Origin of the sequence: Streptomyces sp. NPDC006458 (genome assembly GCF_040612135.1) — a bacterium.
Classification (GTDB): domain Bacteria; phylum Actinomycetota; class Actinomycetes; order Streptomycetales; family Streptomycetaceae; genus Streptomyces.
This window is the reverse complement of sequence record NZ_JBEXPR010000001.1, coordinates 613311-632285: the sequence shown is the minus strand read 5'-3', so window position 1 is coordinate 632285 and position 18975 is coordinate 613311. Positions and strand designations below refer to the sequence as shown.

Sequence of the window (18975 nt, the reverse complement as noted above, 5' to 3'; positions counted from 1 at the left end):
GTCCCGGTCCTGCCGGGGGTGTACTGCTGCCGGGCACGCCTTGCGCCCGGACGTCGAGGGGCCCGAGTCCGGGCATGAAAAAGGCCCGCACGAGGCGGGCCTTGAAGGGTGCGGCTGGGATCAGCCGATGTCGGGGAGCGGGCGCCCCTTGGCGTAGCCGCGTACCCAAGCGGACCGGCGGAGGTCGCCGGCGGGGTACGGGCAGGAGGTCACGGAGGCGCCGTCGCGGCCTGCTTGAGCGCCCTCGTCCAGGGCCCTCACCAGTGCTTCGCGGTCGCCCACAGCTGCCCCCGAGTCAGAGTCGGTTCTGCTGGTCGCTGGCTGCCTTGCGGGCCGTCTGTGCGGCGCTGCTGGCCTCGCCTGTGACCATCTCCGTGTACTCCGCCAGCGTAGTGCGCGGGTGATCCGCCCACCACCGTTTCAGCTCTTCCGACGCGCGGGCGTAGGCCACATGTGACGGACCCGTGAACAACGATGCCGGATCGACGCCCTCGGCCTCTGCCTTGCGGCTCAACAGGCGCCCGTTCGTGGCCTCATCGGCCGCCAGGAGCTGCGAGTAGATGTGCTCTCGGTACATCTCCCGCACCTGGTCGCGCGTGTACGCCCCGCGCGCTGCCTGCTGCTCGGCCTCCCGCTCCGCGAGCCAGCGCTCCGTCGCCGTCATCCCGGCGTACGGGTCGGGCAACTCGTCGGCCAGGCGCGCCCACTCGTCAACCGCGCTCAGCGGGCCGAGCGCCTCGTCGAGGGCGGCCCGGTCCGCGAGCTGTCCCGCGACCGTATGCGCGCCCGCTGCTGCCGGCATCGGCTCCGGCGGATACCGAAGGTCGAGCTCGGCCGCGATCCGCGCGGCCTGCTCGGCGTTCGCGTACCGCATCGCCCACCCGAGGACCTCGTCCCCGATCGGCGACAGGTCTGCGGCGAGCTCCCCGCCAGGGAGCACCGTGGCGAGCAGCTGGCGCCGGTCGGCCTCGGCCGCGATCCGGGCCAGGTCCTCGCCGGTTGCCTGCGCGGCACGCATGCCGAGCTGCTCGTCGGACATGCCCACCAGCGTCCGGTCGATGCCGGGCATGCCGGCGTCCAGGTCCCGGCGATCCAACTCCGCGGCGATCCGCAGAGCATCGGCCGGCGACACGTCCCGCAGGACGCGCCCCAGCTCGTCGTCGGAGAAGCCCGTCAGATCGTCGGCGAGCTGCCCGCCCGGGCGCGCCCGTTCCATGAGGGCTGCCTGGTCCCGGCGGTCGGCCTCCGCTTCGACTCGGGCGAAGGCCCGCTGGTCGAGGGCGCCCGAGCGCATCGCTGCGCCCAGCTGCTCGTCCGTCATCTCCGCCGGGGTGCGTGCGTCGCCCGACCGGATCCGCGCGGCCTCGACTGCGTCCTGCGGCGGCCGCGCCGCGGTGGGCAGGTTGCTCGCCCCGGGCTGCTCCCGGTACCGCTTCCGCATGAGCTCCGGGTGCTCGTCCAGGTGCTCGCGCATCCGGCCCTGCCACGCGCGCACGCGCGCCTCCGCGGCTCGCTTCTTGGCCGGGTCGACCGCGGCCGCCGCGTTCAGCTTGTACTTGCGGATGTTCCGCTCGATCGCCCGCTGCCGCTGAGTGGCCTCGTACCCGTCCGGATCCTTGGCAGCCTTCGCGGGCGGCCGCGTGATGCCGGGCAGGTAGGCGCTCGTCGTGTGCCGACAGTTCGGGTGCTGGAGGCCTGCGAGCCGCGCCTCGTCGAGGGTGCCGGCCACGTCCACTTTGACCATGCGGCCGTCCTCGGTGGCGTGCTCCACCTCCACCGTGCGGCGGCCGTCCGGCCCGGACAGCGCCAGCACCTTCCCCTCCCAGGGCTGGCACTTCGGGCACTCGTGCGGCGACTGCGACACCATGACCAGCTCGACGCCGGCCGCGGACAGCTGATCGTGGTGGGCCTCCACGGCGGCACGGCCGACCGCGGTTCGCGTGGCCATCTCGGCGTAGGTGGTCATCGACCAGTTGCGGCCCGAGCGGTCGACGAACGAGGTGACGCCACGCTCGGTGAACCGCTGGACGGCCGTCTGCGTGGCCTGTCGACGCGTCTCCACGCCAACGAGGGGGGTGGCTGCCGTCTGGGCCAGGACGTTGCGGTACACGTCCTCCACGCCCCGCAGGATGCCCCGATGGGACTCGTTGACGACAGCGATCGTCTCCATCGCCAGACGGTCCGCCCGGCGCGTGCCCGGGGTCTGCTCGGCGAGCCGTACGGCGGTGCCGTCGGCGAGGGCGCCGAGCTCGATGATGCCTGCCCGGGCGCCCACGTTGTACGCCTCGGCCACGGCGTCGTGCACCTCAAGCGACGTCGCCTTGCCGAGCTCGTCGACGACGGCCTGCGCGCCACGGCGCAGGGCTTGGACGTCGGCGAGCTTGGCCTCCATCCACTGGGGCGCGTCGATGCCGTCGGCCAGGCGCCGGGCAATCATCGCGAGGAGCCGCTCCTCGGCGTCGGCGTACAGGTCCCGGACTCCCGTGGACAGGTCCTCAGCCATCCACGGGGAGACCGGCATCGCGCACCCCCTACGGTACGTCGCCCAGCTGCATGGGGTCGGGCACGGTCATGCCCGTCTCGCGCTGGATCCGCTCGACCTCCGCCGCCACCTGGACGTCGTTCCACTCCGGGTGCTGCATGCGAACCAGTGTGTCCGTGGACGCGGCCTGCGCGCGCCGCAGCACGTCGGCGGTGTTCGCGAGGCTGAGCGGGTCTTCCTGGACCGAGTCCTCGAACTCGATCGTCGGTGGCTGAGGCGTGAGACCGGAGCGGAACACGGCCTGGTCCACGGCGAGTAGCGCGTGGATGGCGTGGGCGAGGCCGGGCCTCCAGCGGAGGATCTTCTTGCCCCGTGTCGTCATCGACCTGCGTTCACGGGCCTTGACCTCCGTCGCGGTTACCGCGGCGTCGCCCCCGAGCCCGAAAGTCTGGCCCGAGTAGCCGGCCGACCGAAGGATTTGGTTGACCAGGTCCTCGGCCGTATCCCTGTGCTCGGCGACACGGATCGCGAACTGGGCGACGGTGAGCTGGGTGCCCTCTCCGCGCGTCAGCATGTCGATGCCGGCGAACGCCTCTTGGTCGGGGTTCCAGGTCGCCCCGCGCCCGGGACCGTTGCTCTGGAGGTAGGCGTTCGGGACGACGATCCGGCCCTTTCCGAGGCGGATGTCCCGCATCCAACTGGCGTACGTCTCGTCGAGGCTGTCCATCAAGGGCTCGACGCCGTCGAGGTCGGAGCGGCCGAGATCGGCGAGGGCCTCACTGCTGCGCCACCGTCGCGAGTTCTGGTTGGGGATGAACGAGACGTCCAGCCCGTCGTACCCCGTGTAGAGCGCCCCTTCGGCGTCCACCGTGGTGGCGTACCCGGCGGTCGACGGGTGGTCCTCCAACGGAACCGGCCGACCGAGCTTCCCTTTCGTGCCCTGGTACAGGCCGTGCAGAATCCGGCCCTTCTCGTGGCACTCCAAGTGCCGCCAGACCTGGCCGTCCTCCTCATGCACGACCTTCCAGAAGATCACCGACGAAAGCCGGTTCCACGTGAACGTCGGGACCGCGCGGTCGGCGTGGGTGGCGTGCAGCCATGGCCGGTCGGCGACGTCCTGGTCGTACACGGGGCGCAGGTAGATCCCGCCCAGGGCTGCGCCGACCTCGGCGGCGGTCTGGAGGGTAGCCAGCATTCCCTCGTCGGTGAGCAGGTCGAGGCGCTTCTGGGTGGCGTCGTCTTCGACGGTGAACTGCGGCGGCTCGCTGAACAGGAGGTCGGCGCTGCCGCCGCAGATGTCGCCGGCGATCGGGACGTGGAGTTTGGTGCGGCGCTCGCCGGGGGCGGGAGGGGTGCCCCACCACCAGCGGGCGATCCTGCCCCGCACGCCAGCCGCGTACTGCGCGGGCTTGGGGTCGGGGCCGAAGCCTCCGCTGCCCCCGCCGTAGAGGGCTTCGAGGCGGTCGGGGTCGCCTCCCCACCAGGTGTCCCAGATGTTCATCGCGTCGAGAGCGGGCTTGAGGTGCGGCGGGGGCCAGGGCATGTTCCGCGTGGGCAGCGGCATCCGGCACCTCCTCTTCGGTCAGGCGGCCGTGTCCAGGCGGGCCGACAGGTAGGGCCGCCACAGGGCCTCGGTGGTGCGGATGCCGTAGCGGAGGGCGTCGCACGAGTGGTCGTTTTCCTTGATCGGCTTGTCCTCGCCGCGCTCTGCTGCCTCGTCGTCCCAGCTGTATCCCGGGATTTCGTCGATCAGGCCTGCGGCGGACTCGTGGATGTACAGGTCCTCCGTCGACAGCAAGCTGCTGACGGTGCGGATGCCGTCCAGCACCGCGTTGTCGGCCTGGGTGACGCCGAGGACCTGGTCGCGGTGCAGTTGCTCGATGTAGGAGGCTGCCGACGGGTCGACGACCGTCCACTCCGGCTGCACGCCCAGCACGTTCGTGCCGGGTTGCGGAACCGCAGCGAGCCACTGCCGGCGGGCGCGCGAGTACTCGGCGTCCGTCATCTGCTTCCGCTCGCGGCGGGAGTCGTACCGGTACTCGCTGACAACGTAGAGTTTTCGGTCCGCGCCGAGGCCGATCAGGAGGTCGGCGTACGGGTTGACGGTGCCGTAGTCGACGGCGTCGCACAGCCAGCGGTCGATCCGTGGCAGGGCCGAGACGACGTGCTTCTTCACGTCGAACTGCTCGTAGATCGCGCCCTCGGACTGGACCCAGTGGCCGAGGATGTAGCGGCGGTACCAGAGGCCCGTGAAGTTCCGCTTCATCCGGGCCTTGTAGTCCTCGGACAAGCCCGGGTTGTCGTCCATGACGAAGTGCCAGGTGCGGATGCCCAGCTCGTCGGCACGGTTCAGCCACTCCTTGCGCGCCCAGTGGCCCGGATTGTCGGGGTTCGTCGTGGCGAAGATCAGCGCGCCGGGCACCGACATACGGTCTACCAGGCGCTTGAAGAACTCCTTCGGGAGGAGCGTCAGCTCGTCGACGTATGCGCCAGCGCCGGTGAGGCCGCGGAGCCTGGCTTCGGCCTTGGCGTCGTTGGCGGTGACGACCTCGATCTTCTTGCCGAGGATCCACGCGACGCTGGAGCCGCGAGTGTAGGAGACGAGCTTGGCGGTGTCGGCACCGACGATGTTCGGGTCCTGGAGTGGGCCGAAGACGTTGCGGGCCACGGTGTCGTAGGTCTTGCCGATGACGACCAGGTCGCCGCCGGCGGGTGCTGTCCAGACGTACATCAGCCAGCGCAGGAGACTGGCGATGGTCTTGCCGGACCGGACGCTGCCTTCCCAGACGTTCAGCCAGGCTGTCGAGTGGGCGATGCTCCGTTCCTGCTTGTCGGACAGCCCCAGCTCAGTTGTCGCCATGCTTGGCTCGGAGCTTGTCGAAGAGGCCCGTGAGCAGCGCGCCGACCGCGTCCGCGCCGCCCTCCTCCTTCGGCGGGGAGAGCTTCAAGGAGCGGTCCACGGCGGTGGCCACCAGGGACATGTACGCGCGCTTGTCGCCGGGGGTTGGTTCGGGTGCGGTGTGGGTGTCGAAGTCGTGCTCCTTGCCGCCCCAGTCCCAGTATTCGTGTGGCTGGTTGATCTTGGCGGCCTCGCGCTCGGCAATGTCCTGGAGCTTGACCGCGAAGTCGGCGCGGCGCGCAGCGAGGTCCGCGGTACGGATCTCGGTTGCTTGCCGGACCTCGGCGGCCCGGGAGAAGGAGAGGCCGAGGTCCTTAGCAATGGTGCTGATCGTGCGGCCGCCGCGGCCGAGGATTTCGGCGATCTCGTTGCGGCCTTTGCCCTCGGCGTGCAGCTCGCGGACGCGCTGGCGCTCCCGCTCTGATACCGGCTTGGCTGTGCCCACGGGCGGTCACCCCCCGGACGCACTTCAGCCCCCGCTCGTGGCAGGGGCCGAAGGAAGAAAAAGCCCCTGACCGCTCACGGCGAACGCGTTGTGTCAGGGGCGAACTTGGCTGGCGGCTTTGGCAGCCGTGTTCAGCAGCCAGACCTCTTCGGCTGCGGCTCTCGTCCGCAGCGGCTTGCGCGTCCGGGCACGCCGGACTTGGCCCCAGGATGGATCACTGAGGACCTGAAGGCAAATACGTCACACCTTGCAGAAGCCGGATGCCTTGAGCGCCGCGTTGAGCTTCGCGCCCTGTTCCTCCGTGGTGACCACGTCCCTGTACGTGAAGCGCTGCGAGGCCAGCCAGTCCAGCTTGTTCGCATCGCCGTTGATCGCGGAGCACTGGTTGCGCGCAGCGCCGACGGCCTTGTCCTCGTATCGGACGACGTCAGGGGCGGCTGCGGCGAGGGTGTCGAGGAGGGCCTGGCGGTCTACACCGGTCGGCTCGGGCGGAATGCCGGCCGCCGTTGCTGCGGCTTCCAGGGCTGCCTTCTTCTTGGCTTGCTCGGCCGCGCTCACCGGGCACGTGCGGCCGTCGTTGGTGGAGAACTCGGTGCCGCCTTCTTCAAGGCCGGTCGTGGCGGCGCCCATGCGGCCGATGGCCTTTTGTCCGTTGGCGAGTCGGTTGTCGAGGTCTGCGGTACCGCCGGTAGAGCAGTTGATCATGATGTAGTAGCCAGCCTCGTCGGTGAGGTCGCCGACAACGGCGTCGAAGACGGCGCGAAGGCCCTTCGCAGTGTCGACCTCCACGACGACGTTGCGTTTGTTCCCGCTGGCGTCCTGCGTGACGACCTTGTATGCCGGGGCGTCGGCGTTGTCGTCAGTGCTGCTCGCCGAGCACGCGGTGAGCGCGCTGGCGAGTAAGGCGATTGCGGCGGTGTGGCGGATGCGCATGGTCTCCCCTGGGCACGGCGGTTGCTGCTGGGGCATCATGCCGCAGACCGGACACCTGGTGCGCGGGAACTGTGAAGAGGCTGACGGCGTCTGCCGAGATAGCCGGACGTGAGCGGGAGGTGGGCGTGGGCCCAGTGCAGTGGGGCGACGTGCCGACATGGGGCGCGGCGCTCTTCGCGGGTGGTGCAGCCTGGTTCGCCTACCAGACGATCACCAGCCAACGACAGCAGATCGGCGAGCAGCGTCAGTTCATCGCAGAGCAGTCGGCGAACTTGGCGTTGGAACGAGAAGCGCTGCGTGCGGCGGCACAGGAACGGCGGGAGCAACAGGCTCGAATGGTTCAAGTTCAGGAAGGGATCAGAGCGTTCAGCATTGGCGCATTGCAGAATCTGAGCGATGCCCCGATCTACGAGATCATAATCCGCTTCGGCAACGACCAACCGAAGGTGGGCCGACTCATCCAGGATCAGAGAGCGCAGACCTTGGGGCGCGTTTCCACGCCGTTCGAAGATCGACCGATGCCCTTGGAAGCGTTGGTCGCGGGCGATGCGTTGACCTTCGAGCTGAAGCCCGAAGCCGGAGAGCGTTGGATCACCTTCCTGGACGATGCGGGCGTGCGCTGGAGTATCGACCGACATGGGAAGTTGGAAGAAGTGCCGCCACATCCTGTGTACTGATCAGTCCGTCCAGCGACAGGAACGCAAGACCTGGGTCTCTGGGCTGGATGATCAGTCACCTTGGCGGCGGTAGCTGCGTCGACCCGTCATGACGGCCGTGACGTTCCGCCCCTTCCAGCGGTTCACGCCGTGCTCGGTGTCGTCCGGCTCGGGCCAGCGTCTCCGGGCGAGGTCCGCGCGGATCGTACCCGCCGTGATGCCGATACCCGCCTCCTCCAGCTGCTGGGCGGTGTAGAGCCGCTCGGGTTCGAGGGCGACGGCCTGGCGGTCGACGTGGCGCCGGACGAAGTCGGCGACGTCGGCCGCGTCGTACTCCTTGTAGCGTCCGCGCTTCCTGGCCGGGGCGGGCCAGGCGGGGTGCTGCGCCCAGGTCTTCGTCACAGTGTGGATGCCTACGCCGTAGTGTTCGGCGATCTCGGGGGTGATCCAGCCGGGTCGTTCTACCATGGTGGGGATTCTCCTTTGCGGAGTTTTCAACTGGTGGGGCCGGCGCTCTCTCACCCCCAGGCGCGCCTGGGGATCGCGCCGGCCCCGTTTCTGTGTGAGAGCCGGTGCTGCGGGGCCAGTAGGAGAGGGCCCCGCCCCGGGCTGGCTGCCCGGGGCGGGGGGCTTTACGACTCGTCGACTTCCGGCTCGTCTTCCTCGATCATTTCGATCCAGGTGACGACCCGGTTGAGTGAGAACTCAGCTGCATCGAGCCGCCAGGGAGCGGGTCCCGCCATCTTGGTGATGACGATCAGCTCGTACGCCGTGAACCAGTCCAGGATCGCGTGATCGAAGGCCTGCTTGTGGCGGCCCGAGATCGGCAGGTCCGGGATGATGTGGCGCACCCGGTCCAGGCTCAGCAGAGCCGTGGTGGGGGCGTCCTCGTCGTCGCCCGGCGTGAAGTCCGGGATGGTGACGGGGAGCGGGAGGTCTTCGAGCAGGGCCTGCACGTAGGCGAAGGCACCGATGAGGACTTCCATGAGCGTCAGGAGACGCTCCCTGTGGTTGTCGTGGTCTGCCACGACTTCTCCTCTCTGGAATTTTCAACTGGCGTCAGGCCCGGGGCTCTCACCCCCCGCCCTGACATCTCTAACTTTACAGCATTCACTTCTAGATTTGCAACACTTCGGCCGAGGGAAAGGGCGATCCGCAGACCGCCCCCGCCCCGTGATCAGGCCCTCTCGAACCGCTCCAACCGGCCGTCGCCGCCCACGACCGCGACCAGCTCGGCGCCAGCCAGCTCATCACGCGGAATGCCGGTCTCTCGGACGAGGCGCTCCACGGGCACCCGCTCCGGGTCCGCGTGGTCCCGGAGCGGGGTCGTGATCTCCGCCTGGTCGCCGATCAGCAACAGCACGCGTGCCGTCAGTCGCTCGCTCATCAGGTGGTCTCCTTCGTCGACATGGGCCGGGGGGCGGCTTCCGATCCGGAGGCAGCCTCGTCGGTGCCCCACGCCTCGCAGGCGGCGTCCAGCTCGGCGTGCTGCTCCCACGAGTCGCCGATGAGCTGGCCGTCCCACGTCGGTGTGCCGCCGTTGAAAAGGTGGCCAGCGCCGATCTCCCGGCTGATCACCTTGCGCGCGGCCTCGACGATCGCGGCCGGGCTGGCGTACCCGTACACCGGCAAGGTGGTCGGGTACTCACAGGAGCCGTCGGCCTTCAGCTCGGCGAACAGCCAGAGGGGGCCGCGCTCGGGCTCGCCGTCCTCCTCCTCGATGCCGGTGTGCCACTCCCAGATCAGCAGCAGGCCGTGGCGCCAGGGCGTGCCTTCGGGGAGGTCCTCGTCGTCGGTGTCGTGAGTGCCGCTGGGGTCGAGGGTGATGACGGCGTTGAGGTAGCAGTACGTGCCGCGGCTCTCGCCGTCGTCGGTCCAGAGCTCGGCAGGCTTCAGGCCGTTGGCGGTGAGGGTCTCGGTGACGGCCTCGATGTAGGAGTCGTGCGGCAGCGTGCGCATGGTCAGCCCTTCTTCTGGTCGTGACGCGGTGTGCCGGGAGCGGGCCGCGACGGTGTCGGGTAGTGGCCACCGCGCGAGGCCTGGTAGTTGGTCGCATGCCGGTCGAGGTGCCTCTGCGTCATCGTCGCGCGCAGCTCCTCTTGGGGGACGGATCGGCGGAAGGCCATGATGACGGTCTCCAGTCTCGTGTACGGGATGGGGACCGGGGCGGCCGGATCGCCTGGCAGCAGACGGCCGCCCCGGGGTTCTAGTGGTCGGTCGTGGTGCGGTGGTTGTCGCCTTCGCAGAGGTCGTAGATCACGAGTCCGCCGTCCGTGCGCTGCACACGGATCCCCTCCCCTGACCCCTCTCCGGCACTGTTGTTGCTGTTGGCGTTGTCGCTTGACCTGCAACAACAACCCGAACCGTGGGCGTCGGTATCAGCCGGGGAAGGGGCGGCCGGAATGGCATCCCGGTGTACAGCCGGCCCGTTCCCCTCGCGCGTGCGCACGGCCTTCCAGGGAATGCCGTCGGCCTTCAGGAGCGCCTTCACGGCCTTGGTGTCGGGCAGCTGGAGGTCGTCGCGGAGAACCGTGAGGAGGACGCCCCTGTCGTCGCGCACCAGGCGGCGCAGGGCCTCGCCGACGTCCAGCTGCCAGGCCGTCTCCACCGGCTCCGCATGACGTCCCTCGCGCCATACCGTGAAGCTCTGACAGCCCAGCGTTCCGAAGACGCCGACGACGACGTAGGCCAGCTCAGGGAAGGCGGCGACGAGGCGCCAGGCCACCACCAGGCCCACGACGAACAGAGCCACAACACGGCTGCGGCTGCTCGGCTCTCCGCCCTCCCCCGGCTCGTCGGCCTGCTCGGTCGGCTCGCCGTCCGCCGGGCGCGACTTCACAGGAGCCCTGTGACGTAGTCGCCGGCCCAGGACACGGACGGTGCGACGGCGAACCCGATGAAGCCAGCGATGCTGGACGCCAGGCCGAGGCTGATCCCGGACAGGATGTGCCGGACGAAGTCCCAGCGAAACCCGCGCCGACTGCATACGGCAGCGATGACGACGGTGATGATGATGACCACGGCGTGCCCGCCGGGCGTGAGCGCGAGGTGGGTGCCCCGGGTTACGTCGGGGGTCGTGCCGCCGAGGCCGTAGACGAGGACGATGTCTCCGGCCGTGTTCGTGCCCCACAGGGACCAGTCGGCGGCGCCGCCGATGATCCCTCCAGCGGACAGGACGAGGAGTGCGCCGTACGCCATGCAGAGCAGCTGTGGCAGCAGTGCGCTCAGGGGCTTCACCGCGAAGCGCTTCTTGTGGCTGGTCCACCAGCGGGTGAAGTCCCAGGCGAAGAGGGAGAGTCCGGTGACGACGCCTCCCAGGGAGACGTAGCTGTAGACGGGGATGTCGAGGGGCGCGAGGGCCATTGCGAGGTCCTTCAGCGGAGGACGGCGACGCCGAGCGCCGCGAGGGTGACGATCAGGGCGACGCTCCCGCTGATGCGGGGGACGTCGGAAGGCACCAGAAGGGCCAAACCGGCGAGCGCGACCAGCGCGCACGCAGCACAGCACACGCCGAACACGGCGGTCATAGCGGGTGGGTCAGGCACCGATGGCGAACGGGGCGGGCGGCAGCTCGGCGAGGTGCGGCTCGTGGGCCTCCACCTCGGTGCGCAGGGTGCCGCGGATGATGCCGTCCGAAGGAGCCTCGTAGCCCGCCTGAACGAGCGCCAGTCTCATGGCCTTCGTGCCCGGACGGGTCGGCGGCACGGTGTCGTACAGCGACCGGAGCACGGCGCACCGGGGGTCGCTGTACGTGATCGGCGCCGGGAGCGGGGCGGCAGCCGGAGCCTGCGCGGCAGGGCGGGGCACGATCGGCAGCAGGTCGGCGTCGACTGGAACGACCTGCCCCCACGTGCTGACGGGCGTCACGCGCGCTGCGGGCGTGGCGGGGGCAGTGGGCTGCGCAGCTCGGGTCGGTGCCGGGGCAGCGGTGGGCAGCGCGGTGGGGGCGGTTGGGATGACGGGGGCCCTCACGGTTCGCGCCGCGGGCTTCCGGGTGCCGTCAACGGGGGCTCCGGCGGGCTCGCGGAGGACGCGGTACAGCTGGTTCATGAGGGCGCCGAATGCCAGCAGGCTGGCGACCGGGGGGACAGCGGCAACGACGTAGTCCAGCAGCTCGGCGGCTGGGCCAACTCCGGCGATGTTCAGGGCGATGGATCCGCCGGCGCCGAAGACGACGAGGGAGATTGCCCACCAGTCGATGCGGCGGGCGAGGGCAGCGCGCAGGATCAGGACCTCGCCTGCGGCGTAGAAGAGGTCGAGGGTGGCGGGCCACGCCCAGGCGCGGATGGGGTCGCCGGAGAAGCCGTGGCGGGCGCCGACGTCGTGGAGGTGCTCGTAGGAGAGCCAGAGGGAGACGCCGGTGAGGAGGAAGATCAGGACCGCGGCAGCGACAGCGAGTGTCCGAGCTGCGCGCGGGTGGATGGTGCGGTGATGGGTGGGCGCACTAGGGTGCAGCTCAGCCATAGGAGGTCACTCTCCGATGGTCAGAGCCTCGGCCGGAGCTGCAATCTCCGCGTCCGGGGCTCGCTCAGTTCTGGAGGGTGACGCCCTGCGTGGGGCATCTGCGCCGTCCATGACGGTACCGCGCTGGGCGCGGGCGGTGCTACGTGTTCAACGAGCGTGGGGGCTGACGGGCGTCATGGGAGCGTCACCGGCGCCCTCCGGTCGAGCACATATCGTCAGGTGGCCGTGCCCGCCCCGGCTGCGCAACGAGATGCGCAGCCGGGGCGGGTAGCTTCTCGGCCCTCCGGCGGCTGCGTCGGCCGTCCCTGCGTGGCGCTGAGCTGTGTCGTCTCTAGTCGTTCGCAACGAGGGGCATAAAGGCCCGGAGGCGATTCACGCTGGGCCGAACGGTCGTGACGACACCTCGCTTGTTGCGGGCCAAGAGCCCCATTGCCTCCAGTGCGTTCACGTCGCGAGTCACCGCTTTGTCCTGCTTGCCCGCATAGGCCAAGGCCAACTGTGGCGTCAGCTCCCGAATGGATGCCTTCGGCGTCCACTCGTTCACGGGCAGGCTCAGCACCAGCAGACGTTGACGAGCGCACGCGGGCGTGTGCTTGTCCCGGAAGGCCTCGTGGACGAAATTCACCCACGTCACGCCGAGCTGCTGCGCTTGGATCTCCTCGATCTGTTGCCGAAGCCCGTCGACCAGCCCCTGGAGTGCGTACGCGATGAAGCCGTTGACTGTGTACGGGGTGATCTCGCTGGTATGCCGCAGCTCACGGTAGTAGGCGCTGCGTGTCTTGTTGTAGTGATCAGCGAGTACATGCGCGGCCACTGTTGGGGCCCCTGAGCGGACCAGCAGCTGAAACTCAACCAGGCGCGCGGTTCGCCCGTTGCCGTCTTCAAAGGGGTGGATCCAAGCGACATAGAGGTGAGCCAAGATCGCGGACAGGACGGCGACGGGCTTCTCGTATACGGTCCCCAACGTCTTGTTGCGCAATCCTTCGAGCCATCCGCAGAGACGGTCCAACAGGTACGCGCAGTCTTCCGCAGGGGCGCCACGGTAGTGGGCACCGACGACCACGCTGGTTGTCCGTATCTGGCCAGCCTTCGCGTCTGTGTCGGGGAGGTCTTCGAGGACGATCTCGTTGAACTTCCGGACGCGCTCAACGGTCAGTTGGAGGGAACGCTTCTCCAAGACGTCGCCAATGATCAGGTTGTAGCCCGTGATGACGTTGTCGATCTCCTGCCCTAGGTATTCCTGTGAGGGCGGAAGGGTCAGTTCGTGGTCAACGCGCTGCCGGACCTGCTCTTCGGACAGGGTGTTGCCCTCGATCTGGGTGGTCGCGTGGGCGCCTTTCGTCAGAAAGACCCGATTCAGCTCGGCAGCGACTGACGGCTGGAGCGGGACGCCAGCGATGTGGTCCAGCTTGGAGACGGCCTCGCCGACGAGCATCCAGCACTTGTGATCAAGACTCTCCAGGTTCAGGAGGAAGTTGATCCACGGGTGTGACCCTTCGTATGACCGCACTACTGTCCCCTTGATACATCTGTAAGTATGCAGTTCAGAAGGCTCTGCATGGATTGTGAGGGTTATTTTTGTCCAGTCTATAGGGGACTCGCTTTGAGGCAAGTTACCGGTCGGCCAGTCCCGTGCACTGGCCGAAATGCTCGTGCTGCGGCCTGGCATCCCTCTACTGGGACAGCTCACTCCCGCAGTGCGACCACGCTGCCGCCCATCCAGGTGCGGCCGCAGCCGCCACACCAGACGGCGGGGTCTCGGCCGTCCCCGCCCTCGATGTGCAGCTGGCCGCGGCAGTGCGGGCACGGCCGCTCCAGGGCTTGGGTGCGCCTGGTCATCTCCAGGGCCTGGGCGATCTGTCCGGCGGCCCACTGGGCGGCGGCCGCGATCTGGTCGTGCTGGACCGGGGTGAGCTTGGCGAAAGGCCCGGGCGCCCCGTCATGACGGGCGAGGAGCCAGGCCGCGGCGTACGGTCCGGTGCGTCGGCGCGGGTCAGTGAAGGACCAGCGGCGATCGTCGGCCTCGTCCCGCAGGATCAGCGTCCGCAGCTGGAGGGCGACATCGTCTCCGGGGCCGGCCACCCGGATCGGGACCCGGGTGGTGGGCATCCGCTGGATGGCGCTGGCGATGCTGTCGGCGACGTCGACGAGCTGCCGGTCGACGGCCGTCATGACGTCGAGGACTGCGATGCGGAGGGGTGCAGCGGTGGCGCCGATCTGGTCGGGGCTGCGCTCCAGAGCACGGAGTTCGACGGCGTAGTCGGTGGCCTTGAGGTGGTCGTGGAGTCGGGCGATGCCCATGACGGGGGGCCAGGTGTCGGCCTGGTTGGTGGCGAGGGCGGTCTGGAGGTCCGCCCAGTGGTTGATGACGGTGTGGAGGTGGTCGGCGGTGGCCATCGCGACTCCTGGGACGTTAGAGGTACGGTGATCACTGCCTGGGGGCGCGCTGGTCTGGCCAGACGGGAAGCGCGCCCCTTCCGCGTGCTCAGGGGGGCGATCAGGCAGGCTGACGGCCGGTGACGCACGTCACGGGGTGTCGGACTCGTCGGCCGGCGGGTGTACCGCGATATGCAGCTCGGCGAGCCGTTCATCCCACCAACACGACAGGGATGTGCCGATCGGCGGCGGCCCGGCCTGCTTCCAGCGCTCGTACACAGCGATGACCCGGGCCAGGTCCTCCTCGGCGGACCGGTGGAGGGCGGCGGTCACGCGGGTGGTGGGCAGGACTACGTCCATCACGTTGTTCGCTGCTCGGCGCGCGGTCGCCTGCCGGACACCACGGTTGGCGATGTCGGGCAGGAGGGTGTACTCGATCGCTTCGGCGACTTGCTCCGCCAGGGATGGGGGCGCGGGCTCAGTGCAGTAGTCCTCGCCCGGGTGTGCGCGCCCGCAGACGGGGCAGGACGCGGGCTCCTGGGCGATGTCGTCGGCCGTCGTGACGGGTCTCGTCAGGGCGTCAGCTACCCGTCGGACCTGCTCTGTCAACGCCTGGGCGGCGCGGAGGACGGCCTTGATGTCGGGCGAGGGGGCAGGTCTGGTCACGGGGCGCTCCGGGCGTCGTCGTCGAGGGCGGCCTGGTCCTGCTCGGCGGTGGCGCCGATGGAGACGTGGCGGATGCGGGCGGTCGCGTGCCCCCAGCACCAGCCGGCGGCCAGGGCGAGGAGGGCGACGAGGAGGTAGGTCACTGGTGGCTCCTGGTGGGCTCGGTGCAGGCGATCGGGGGGGCTTCTGGGTCCGGGGCGGCCTCTTCGTCGTCCAGGCCCAGGGCCTTGGCGATCTCGTCGATGTCGAGTTCGGTCTCGCCTCGTTCACGAGCGGCGGTGACGAGCACCTCGGCGGCGCCCCACTGCAACGCGCGCTTGCGGTAGCAGTCCTGGATCTCGGGGGGCCATGCGGTGGGCTGTTCCCCAGGCGCGCCCGGCGCGCCCGCGGGCAGGACGGTCCGGCCACACCAGGCGGCGACGCGGACCGTCAGTGCGGCGGAGAGGTCGCCCACGCTGGCCGGGTCGCCCAGGCGGACGGGCGTCTCGTGCAGGACGGTGTCGATGACGCGGGTGAGTGGGGCGAGTTCGGCGAGCAGCTTGGTGTCGGACTGGGACAGGGTGGCGTCGCGGTGGCCGGCCTCGAACTCGGCACGGACGGTGGTGTTCGGGTCGGTCATGGCGCTCACTCGCCTGCCTCGTCGGCGGCCTGCTCGTTGCATCGCGTCGGCCACCACTCCTCGTGCCGTTCCTGCCGGCACACTGCGCAGAGGTCGCCGTGCCCCGTCGGCGAGCCGCAGTCCTTGCACTGGGAGGTCGGCCGATGCGGCGGCTGTCCGCCGCGCGTGACGGCGATGCAGTCCGGGCACACGCCGTCGGGGAGTTTGCGGACGAGGGCGTTGCGGAGCGGCTCCTCGGGCACGACGGCCAGAGCGTTGCAGGCGGTCGGGACGAGTCCGCCGGGCTTCGGGGCTCCGAGGAGGCGGTCGAACGAGTCGATGATGTGCCGGTGGTCGGGAGTCGCAGTGGCGTAGGGGCTGTGGGGGTTCGGGGTGATGGTGGTCATGTGGTCCTCTGTAGGTGGGTCCCTGGCCGCCCGCGGTTGCTGCGCGGGCGGCCGGCCCGCGGTCAGACGTGGCGGAAGGTGATCTCGGCGAGCTCGGCGCGGGTCTCGGCGATGGTCTTGCGCCCGTTCGCAAGGTCGCCGATCAGGCTCACGGCGTGGAACTCGCCTTCGTCGGTGGCGTCGCTGAGGCGGCTGGCGATCTCGGAGATCAGCTCGAAGACGTCGCCGTCGGCGTCGCCGGTCTCCTCGGGCTCGTCGTCGTCCTGGTCCTCGTCCAGGTCGGCGTCGTATCCGGCGACCGTCCAGCGCTCGGTCTCGTGGTCCCAAATGACCGACCAGGCGTTGTGATCGGTGAGGGTGCCGTCGAGGTCGACGCCGACGGGCATGCCCGCGACGTGGGCGGCGTTCAACGCGTCGGCGATGTCCACCCAGTACGAGCGCTCGGTGCGTGGCACGAAGACGTCGTCGCCCGTCACGACGGGTTGTGACGGGGTCTCAAGGGGCTGGGTGTACAGGCCGATGGCGTGCGCTGCGCGGCCTTCCCACGACAGCGGGATCTTCTCCCGCGTCATGACGGCGTCGTACACGTCGCGGGCCCAGCGCGCGTCTCCGAGCGCGGTGTGCGCGACGTCCTCCGTGGGTGGTTCCACGCCGACCGCCCGGGAGAGCACGTGCGCTCGCCATGGGAGCGGGCCGGCAGTCTGGGCGCCGATCTTCGTGGCGGCGAGCTGGACGATGTCGTACGGCCGGTAGTGCCACTTTGCGCGGCCTCGGCCGACGAGTCGCCGGAGGTGGCGGTCGTCGAAGCCGGGGTTGCTGCCGACGAGAACGGCGCCGGACAGGACGTTAACGATGGCGGTGACGGCCTCGCGACGGGTCATTGGCGCGACGTGTCCGCTCTCGTCGGCGGTCCATGCGGCCTCGGTACCAGGCGGGACGGCGAACCGCTCCTCGAAGCGCCCAACGGCCAGGGCTTCGGGGTCGGCGTTGGCGAGGCTGGGGCGGATCTGCCAGCAGTACTCGGTGTCCGTGTGCTGGTCGTCCTCGAACTCGCGGAGGATGACGGCGACTTCCCATGCCACGCCGATGCTGGCGTCGAGGTGGGTGGTCTCGCAGTCCACGAAGGCGATGTTGGTCACGTGGTGGCCTCTCGGTTTTCGGGCCCAGGCTCGGGCAGGCCCTTGAGGGCGTTCGGGGTGTGGTCGGGGCAGCGTCGGCCGATGAGGTAGAGGCGTACGCGGTCGGTGGAGCGGCAGTGCCGGCGATCGGCGCCGATCCAGTGCGCGCATGCCTCAGACTCGATGGGCTCAGGCACTCCGCGGCTCGTCGACGGTGGCGGGCGGCGTCATGACGGGTGTCGTCGCCCCGTCGGCGCCGAGCTGATCGAGTGCCAGGAGCCGGACGTGGTTGGCCATCCGCTCGTACTTCTGGAGCGTGCCGTGCCCGTCCCACTGCGCCCGCGGATCGGTCACGTCGACCACGGGTACGTGCCGGAACAGGTCGGCATCGCGGGGGTGGATGTGCCAGGACATCTGCCAGCCGCCGGCCACGAGGTAGAGCAGCTGCCAGCCGTCCTCGTCGACATCCGGGGACTGCGTAATGACGGCCGATGACGGGTGCAGGGCGGCGAGCCAGGCGAGGAGCTGCGCCCGCTCGCGGTATGCGCCGTCACGCTCCCGTTCGTACGAGTCGGCGTGGTCCTTCCAGCGCGTGGCTTCCTCACGGGCGGTACGGAGGTCGTCGGCCCGTCGGACACCGCGCTCGAAGGCTGCGGCGATCTCGGAACCGGACGGCAGTTGGGAGGCGATGCTGCGTCGGGGGGTCCTGCTGAACAGGCGCGCGAACCAGGGGCGAACCGGTTCCGGTTCCTGGTTCCTGCGGGGGTGGTTTGCTGTCGTGGACATGGTGTCTCCGGGGTGGTGGCCGGAGGTGGGTCCCTGCGTGGGGTCCCTGTCCTATGCGGTGTGGTCAGAGGCTGTTGAGGATGCGCTTGGACAGCGTCAGGACGAAGTGGTCGCGGTCGGCGTCAGACGTGTTGGGGGCGAACGCGAAGTGGAGGCGGACGCGGGGCTGGTCGCCGTTGCCGGGGTCGATTCCGAGGTGGATGGTGTGTCCGTCGGGCTGGAGTCCGTCGGCGCCGAGTGCGACGGCCCAGTGGGAGAGGTCGGGGGCCTTGGTGGCGAGGTCGACGATCTTGCGCCATGCGGTCTTGCGCTGGTCAGCGTCGAGGCTGTTCCAGGGCTCGTTCTCGTCCATGTCGTCGCGGATGGCGAGTGAGTCCCAGCCTTCGCCGGTGTATTTGGCGGCGGCTGCGCGGAGGTCGTCGTCGCTGTACGGGTGGTCGGTCACGTGTCGGTTTCCTATCGTGGTGGTGGGAGGGCGTCGAGTGCGTCGCCGATGTCGTCGGCGAGCTTGCGCCAGCGGGCGGCGAGTTGAGGTGCGGTGGTGTCGCGGGCTTGGGCGGCGACGAGGAGCGCTTCAACGAGTTCGGAGGCGTCTCGGGTGCCTCCGGGGAGGCTGAGGACGGCGGCCATCAGAACGGGGGTTCGTCGCTGTAGCCCTTGGCCGCGTCGACGGCCCAGGGGTCGTCTTGCGGGGGCGGGCCGTTGCGGCGCTGGGTCTGGCCCTGGGGGCGCTGCTGGTTCTGTGCGGGGCGTCCGCCTTGGCCGTTGCCGTTCTGCTGGCTGGCGGCGTCCTTGGAGACCTGGGCGACGGCGAAGGCGAGGTTGGGGGCGATACTCCTGATGAGGAGTGCCGGCCGCTCGTGCTTCTGGCCGTCCTTCTCCCAGCGTTCGGTGCGGAGTTCGCCGGTAACGATGACCTCCATGCCCTTGGACAGGCTCTCGGTCGCGTTCTCGGCGAGGCGCTCCCAGACGGTCGCGCGGATGTAGAAGACGTCGCCGTCTTCCCATTGCTGGGTCTGCTGGTTGAGACGGCGGGAGTTGAAGGCGAGCGGGATGGACGCGACCGCCTTCCCGGCCTGGGTGAAGCGCAGCTCCGGGTCGCCGGTGAGTCGGCCGACTCCGGTCATGGTGGGCAGAGACAAGGT

27 protein-coding genes are annotated in these 18975 nt (G+C 69.6%); 1 reads left to right on the top strand and 26 read right to left on the bottom strand.

From position 1 onward, the window contains the following. Window positions 1-120: 120 nt before the first annotated feature. The 6 genes from ABZZ79_RS03055 to ABZZ79_RS03030 form a co-directional block, all read right to left on the bottom strand. The gene (locus tag ABZZ79_RS03055; RefSeq protein WP_356685873.1) at window positions 121-261 is read right to left on the bottom strand and encodes an Rmf/CrpP fold protein; all 141 of its coding nucleotides are present in this window, start codon (window positions 259-261) and stop codon (window positions 121-123) included. A gap of 34 nt (window positions 262-295) precedes the next feature. Beyond that, window positions 296-2521: a phage minor capsid protein gene (locus tag ABZZ79_RS03050; RefSeq protein ID WP_356685783.1), complete on the bottom strand. Its 2226-nt coding sequence runs from the start codon at window positions 2519-2521 to the stop codon at window positions 296-298. 10 nt (window positions 2522-2531) lie between these two features. Beyond that, window positions 2532-4046, bottom strand: a complete 1515-nt coding sequence (locus ABZZ79_RS03045) for a phage portal protein (RefSeq protein ID WP_356685781.1) — start codon at window positions 4044-4046, stop codon at window positions 2532-2534. Window positions 4047-4064: 18 nt separating this feature from the next. Further along, entirely contained in the window at window positions 4065-5342 is a 1278-nt protein-coding gene (locus ABZZ79_RS03040) for a PBSX family phage terminase large subunit (protein ID WP_356685779.1), read from the bottom strand. Next, window positions 5329-5826, bottom strand: coding sequence for a helix-turn-helix domain-containing protein (locus ABZZ79_RS03035; RefSeq protein WP_356685777.1), 498 nt, complete (start codon window positions 5824-5826; stop codon window positions 5329-5331). Before ABZZ79_RS03035 ends, ABZZ79_RS03040 begins: the two co-directional genes overlap by 14 nt. A 240-nt stretch (window positions 5827-6066) precedes the next feature. After that, window positions 6067-6759 carry a hypothetical protein gene (locus ABZZ79_RS03030; RefSeq protein ID WP_356685775.1) on the bottom strand — a complete coding sequence of 231 codons (693 nt, stop codon included), beginning with the start codon at window positions 6757-6759 and terminating at the stop codon, window positions 6067-6069. Window positions 6760-6893: 134 nt separating this feature from the next. Between ABZZ79_RS03030 and ABZZ79_RS03025 the strand changes: the two genes are divergently transcribed. Continuing rightward, window positions 6894-7436: a hypothetical protein gene (locus tag ABZZ79_RS03025; RefSeq protein ID WP_356685773.1), complete on the top strand. Its 543-nt coding sequence runs from the start codon at window positions 6894-6896 to the stop codon at window positions 7434-7436. Window positions 7437-7487: 51 nt separating this feature from the next. On the opposite strand, the gene ABZZ79_RS03020 is transcribed toward ABZZ79_RS03025, so the two are convergent. From ABZZ79_RS03020 to ssb, 20 genes are all read right to left on the bottom strand, one after another. After that, window positions 7488-7883: a hypothetical protein gene (locus ABZZ79_RS03020; protein WP_356685771.1), complete on the bottom strand. Its 396-nt coding sequence runs from the start codon at window positions 7881-7883 to the stop codon at window positions 7488-7490. A gap of 164 nt (window positions 7884-8047) precedes the next feature. Next, on the bottom strand, window positions 8048-8443 hold the full coding sequence (locus tag ABZZ79_RS03015) for a hypothetical protein (protein WP_356685769.1): 396 nt from the start codon (window positions 8441-8443) through the stop codon (window positions 8048-8050). Between the two features lie 149 nt (window positions 8444-8592). Continuing rightward, window positions 8593-8802, bottom strand: a complete 210-nt coding sequence (locus ABZZ79_RS03010) for a hypothetical protein (RefSeq protein ID WP_356685767.1) — start codon at window positions 8800-8802, stop codon at window positions 8593-8595. Further along, window positions 8802-9374 carry a hypothetical protein gene (locus ABZZ79_RS03005; protein WP_356685766.1) on the bottom strand — a complete coding sequence of 191 codons (573 nt, stop codon included), beginning with the start codon at window positions 9372-9374 and terminating at the stop codon, window positions 8802-8804. Before ABZZ79_RS03005 ends, ABZZ79_RS03010 begins: the two co-directional genes overlap by 1 nt. 247 nt (window positions 9375-9621) lie before the next feature. Beyond that, window positions 9622-10254, bottom strand: a complete 633-nt coding sequence (locus ABZZ79_RS03000; RefSeq protein WP_356685764.1) for a hypothetical protein — start codon at window positions 10252-10254, stop codon at window positions 9622-9624. Continuing rightward, the gene (locus ABZZ79_RS02995) at window positions 10251-10778 is read right to left on the bottom strand and encodes a hypothetical protein (RefSeq protein ID WP_356685762.1); all 528 of its coding nucleotides are present in this window, start codon (window positions 10776-10778) and stop codon (window positions 10251-10253) included. Before ABZZ79_RS02995 ends, ABZZ79_RS03000 begins: the two co-directional genes overlap by 4 nt. 11 nt (window positions 10779-10789) lie before the next feature. Beyond that, window positions 10790-10942, bottom strand: a complete 153-nt coding sequence (locus tag ABZZ79_RS02990) for a hypothetical protein (RefSeq protein ID WP_356685760.1) — start codon at window positions 10940-10942, stop codon at window positions 10790-10792. 10 nt (window positions 10943-10952) lie between these two features. Next, window positions 10953-11879, bottom strand: coding sequence for a DUF2637 domain-containing protein (locus ABZZ79_RS02985; RefSeq protein ID WP_356685758.1), 927 nt, complete (start codon window positions 11877-11879; stop codon window positions 10953-10955). 331 nt (window positions 11880-12210) lie between these two features. Beyond that, window positions 12211-13314 (bottom strand): Fic family protein, encoded by a 1104-nt coding sequence (locus ABZZ79_RS02980; RefSeq protein ID WP_356685756.1) that lies wholly within the window; start codon window positions 13312-13314, stop codon window positions 12211-12213. Window positions 13315-13565: 251 nt separating this feature from the next. Next, entirely contained in the window at window positions 13566-14276 is a 711-nt protein-coding gene (locus ABZZ79_RS02975; RefSeq protein ID WP_356685754.1) for a hypothetical protein, read from the bottom strand. A 129-nt stretch (window positions 14277-14405) separates the two neighbouring features. Then, a complete protein-coding gene (locus ABZZ79_RS02970) occupies window positions 14406-14921 on the bottom strand; it encodes a hypothetical protein (protein ID WP_356685752.1) in 516 nt (171 codons plus the stop codon). Further along, window positions 14918-15064 (bottom strand): hypothetical protein, encoded by a 147-nt coding sequence (locus ABZZ79_RS02965; RefSeq protein ID WP_356685750.1) that lies wholly within the window; start codon window positions 15062-15064, stop codon window positions 14918-14920. Before ABZZ79_RS02965 ends, ABZZ79_RS02970 begins: the two co-directional genes overlap by 4 nt. Further along, complete coding sequence (locus tag ABZZ79_RS02960) at window positions 15061-15549, bottom strand: hypothetical protein (protein WP_356685748.1); 489 nt, start codon at window positions 15547-15549, stop codon at window positions 15061-15063. The genes ABZZ79_RS02965 and ABZZ79_RS02960 overlap by 4 nt, the downstream gene beginning before the upstream one ends. Then, window positions 15546-15926, bottom strand: coding sequence for a hypothetical protein (locus ABZZ79_RS02955; protein WP_356685746.1), 381 nt, complete (start codon window positions 15924-15926; stop codon window positions 15546-15548). Before ABZZ79_RS02955 ends, ABZZ79_RS02960 begins: the two co-directional genes overlap by 4 nt. Before the next feature lie 62 nt (window positions 15927-15988). Next, complete coding sequence (locus tag ABZZ79_RS02950) at window positions 15989-17065, bottom strand: hypothetical protein (RefSeq protein ID WP_356685744.1); 1077 nt, start codon at window positions 17063-17065, stop codon at window positions 15989-15991. Continuing rightward, window positions 17062-17241 carry a hypothetical protein gene (locus ABZZ79_RS02945; protein ID WP_356685743.1) on the bottom strand — a complete coding sequence of 60 codons (180 nt, stop codon included), beginning with the start codon at window positions 17239-17241 and terminating at the stop codon, window positions 17062-17064. Before ABZZ79_RS02945 ends, ABZZ79_RS02950 begins: the two co-directional genes overlap by 4 nt. Beyond that, window positions 17234-17830 (bottom strand): hypothetical protein, encoded by a 597-nt coding sequence (locus ABZZ79_RS02940; RefSeq protein WP_356685741.1) that lies wholly within the window; start codon window positions 17828-17830, stop codon window positions 17234-17236. The genes ABZZ79_RS02945 and ABZZ79_RS02940 overlap by 8 nt, the downstream gene beginning before the upstream one ends. 64 nt (window positions 17831-17894) lie before the next feature. Next, complete coding sequence (locus ABZZ79_RS02935; protein WP_356685739.1) at window positions 17895-18275, bottom strand: hypothetical protein; 381 nt, start codon at window positions 18273-18275, stop codon at window positions 17895-17897. 11 nt (window positions 18276-18286) lie between these two features. Then, window positions 18287-18460, bottom strand: coding sequence for a hypothetical protein (locus tag ABZZ79_RS02930; protein WP_356685737.1), 174 nt, complete (start codon window positions 18458-18460; stop codon window positions 18287-18289). Continuing rightward, window positions 18460-18972: a single-stranded DNA-binding protein gene (ssb, locus tag ABZZ79_RS02925; protein WP_356685736.1), complete on the bottom strand. Its 513-nt coding sequence runs from the start codon at window positions 18970-18972 to the stop codon at window positions 18460-18462. Before ssb ends, ABZZ79_RS02930 begins: the two co-directional genes overlap by 1 nt. Window positions 18973-18975: the final 3 nt, after the last annotated feature.

What these genes read in the sequence shown, in the direction of transcription:
- ABZZ79_RS03050 (WP_356685783.1), bottom strand. Translation starts at nt 2,521, where the DNA reads ATGCCGGTCTCCCCGTGGATGGCTGAGGACCTGTCCACGGGAGTCCGG.
- ABZZ79_RS03045 (WP_356685781.1), bottom strand. Translation starts at nt 4,046, where the DNA reads ATGCCGCTGCCCACGCGGAACATGCCCTGGCCCCCGCCGCACCTCAAG.
- ABZZ79_RS03040 (WP_356685779.1), bottom strand. Translation starts at nt 5,342, where the DNA reads ATGGCGACAACTGAGCTGGGGCTGTCCGACAAGCAGGAACGGAGCATC.
- ABZZ79_RS03030 (WP_356685775.1), bottom strand. Translation starts at nt 6,759, where the DNA reads ATGCGCATCCGCCACACCGCCGCAATCGCCTTACTCGCCAGCGCGCTC.
- ABZZ79_RS03020 (WP_356685771.1), bottom strand. Translation starts at nt 7,883, where the DNA reads ATGGTAGAACGACCCGGCTGGATCACCCCCGAGATCGCCGAACACTAC.
- ABZZ79_RS03010 (WP_356685767.1), bottom strand. Translation starts at nt 8,802, where the DNA reads ATGAGCGAGCGACTGACGGCACGCGTGCTGTTGCTGATCGGCGACCAG.
- ABZZ79_RS03005 (WP_356685766.1), bottom strand. Translation starts at nt 9,374, where the DNA reads ATGCGCACGCTGCCGCACGACTCCTACATCGAGGCCGTCACCGAGACC.
- ABZZ79_RS02995 (WP_356685762.1), bottom strand. Translation starts at nt 10,778, where the DNA reads ATGGCCCTCGCGCCCCTCGACATCCCCGTCTACAGCTACGTCTCCCTG.
- ABZZ79_RS02990 (WP_356685760.1), bottom strand. Translation starts at nt 10,942, where the DNA reads ATGACCGCCGTGTTCGGCGTGTGCTGTGCTGCGTGCGCGCTGGTCGCG.
- ABZZ79_RS02985 (WP_356685758.1), bottom strand. Translation starts at nt 11,879, where the DNA reads ATGGCTGAGCTGCACCCTAGTGCGCCCACCCATCACCGCACCATCCAC.
- ABZZ79_RS02980 (WP_356685756.1), bottom strand. Translation starts at nt 13,314, where the DNA reads ATGCTCGTCGGCGAGGCCGTCTCCAAGCTGGACCACATCGCTGGCGTC.
- ABZZ79_RS02975 (WP_356685754.1), bottom strand. Translation starts at nt 14,276, where the DNA reads ATGGCCACCGCCGACCACCTCCACACCGTCATCAACCACTGGGCGGAC.
- ABZZ79_RS02955 (WP_356685746.1), bottom strand. Translation starts at nt 15,926, where the DNA reads ATGACCACCATCACCCCGAACCCCCACAGCCCCTACGCCACTGCGACT.
- ABZZ79_RS02940 (WP_356685741.1), bottom strand. Translation starts at nt 17,830, where the DNA reads ATGTCCACGACAGCAAACCACCCCCGCAGGAACCAGGAACCGGAACCG.
- ABZZ79_RS02930 (WP_356685737.1), bottom strand. Translation starts at nt 18,460, where the DNA reads ATGGCCGCCGTCCTCAGCCTCCCCGGAGGCACCCGAGACGCCTCCGAA.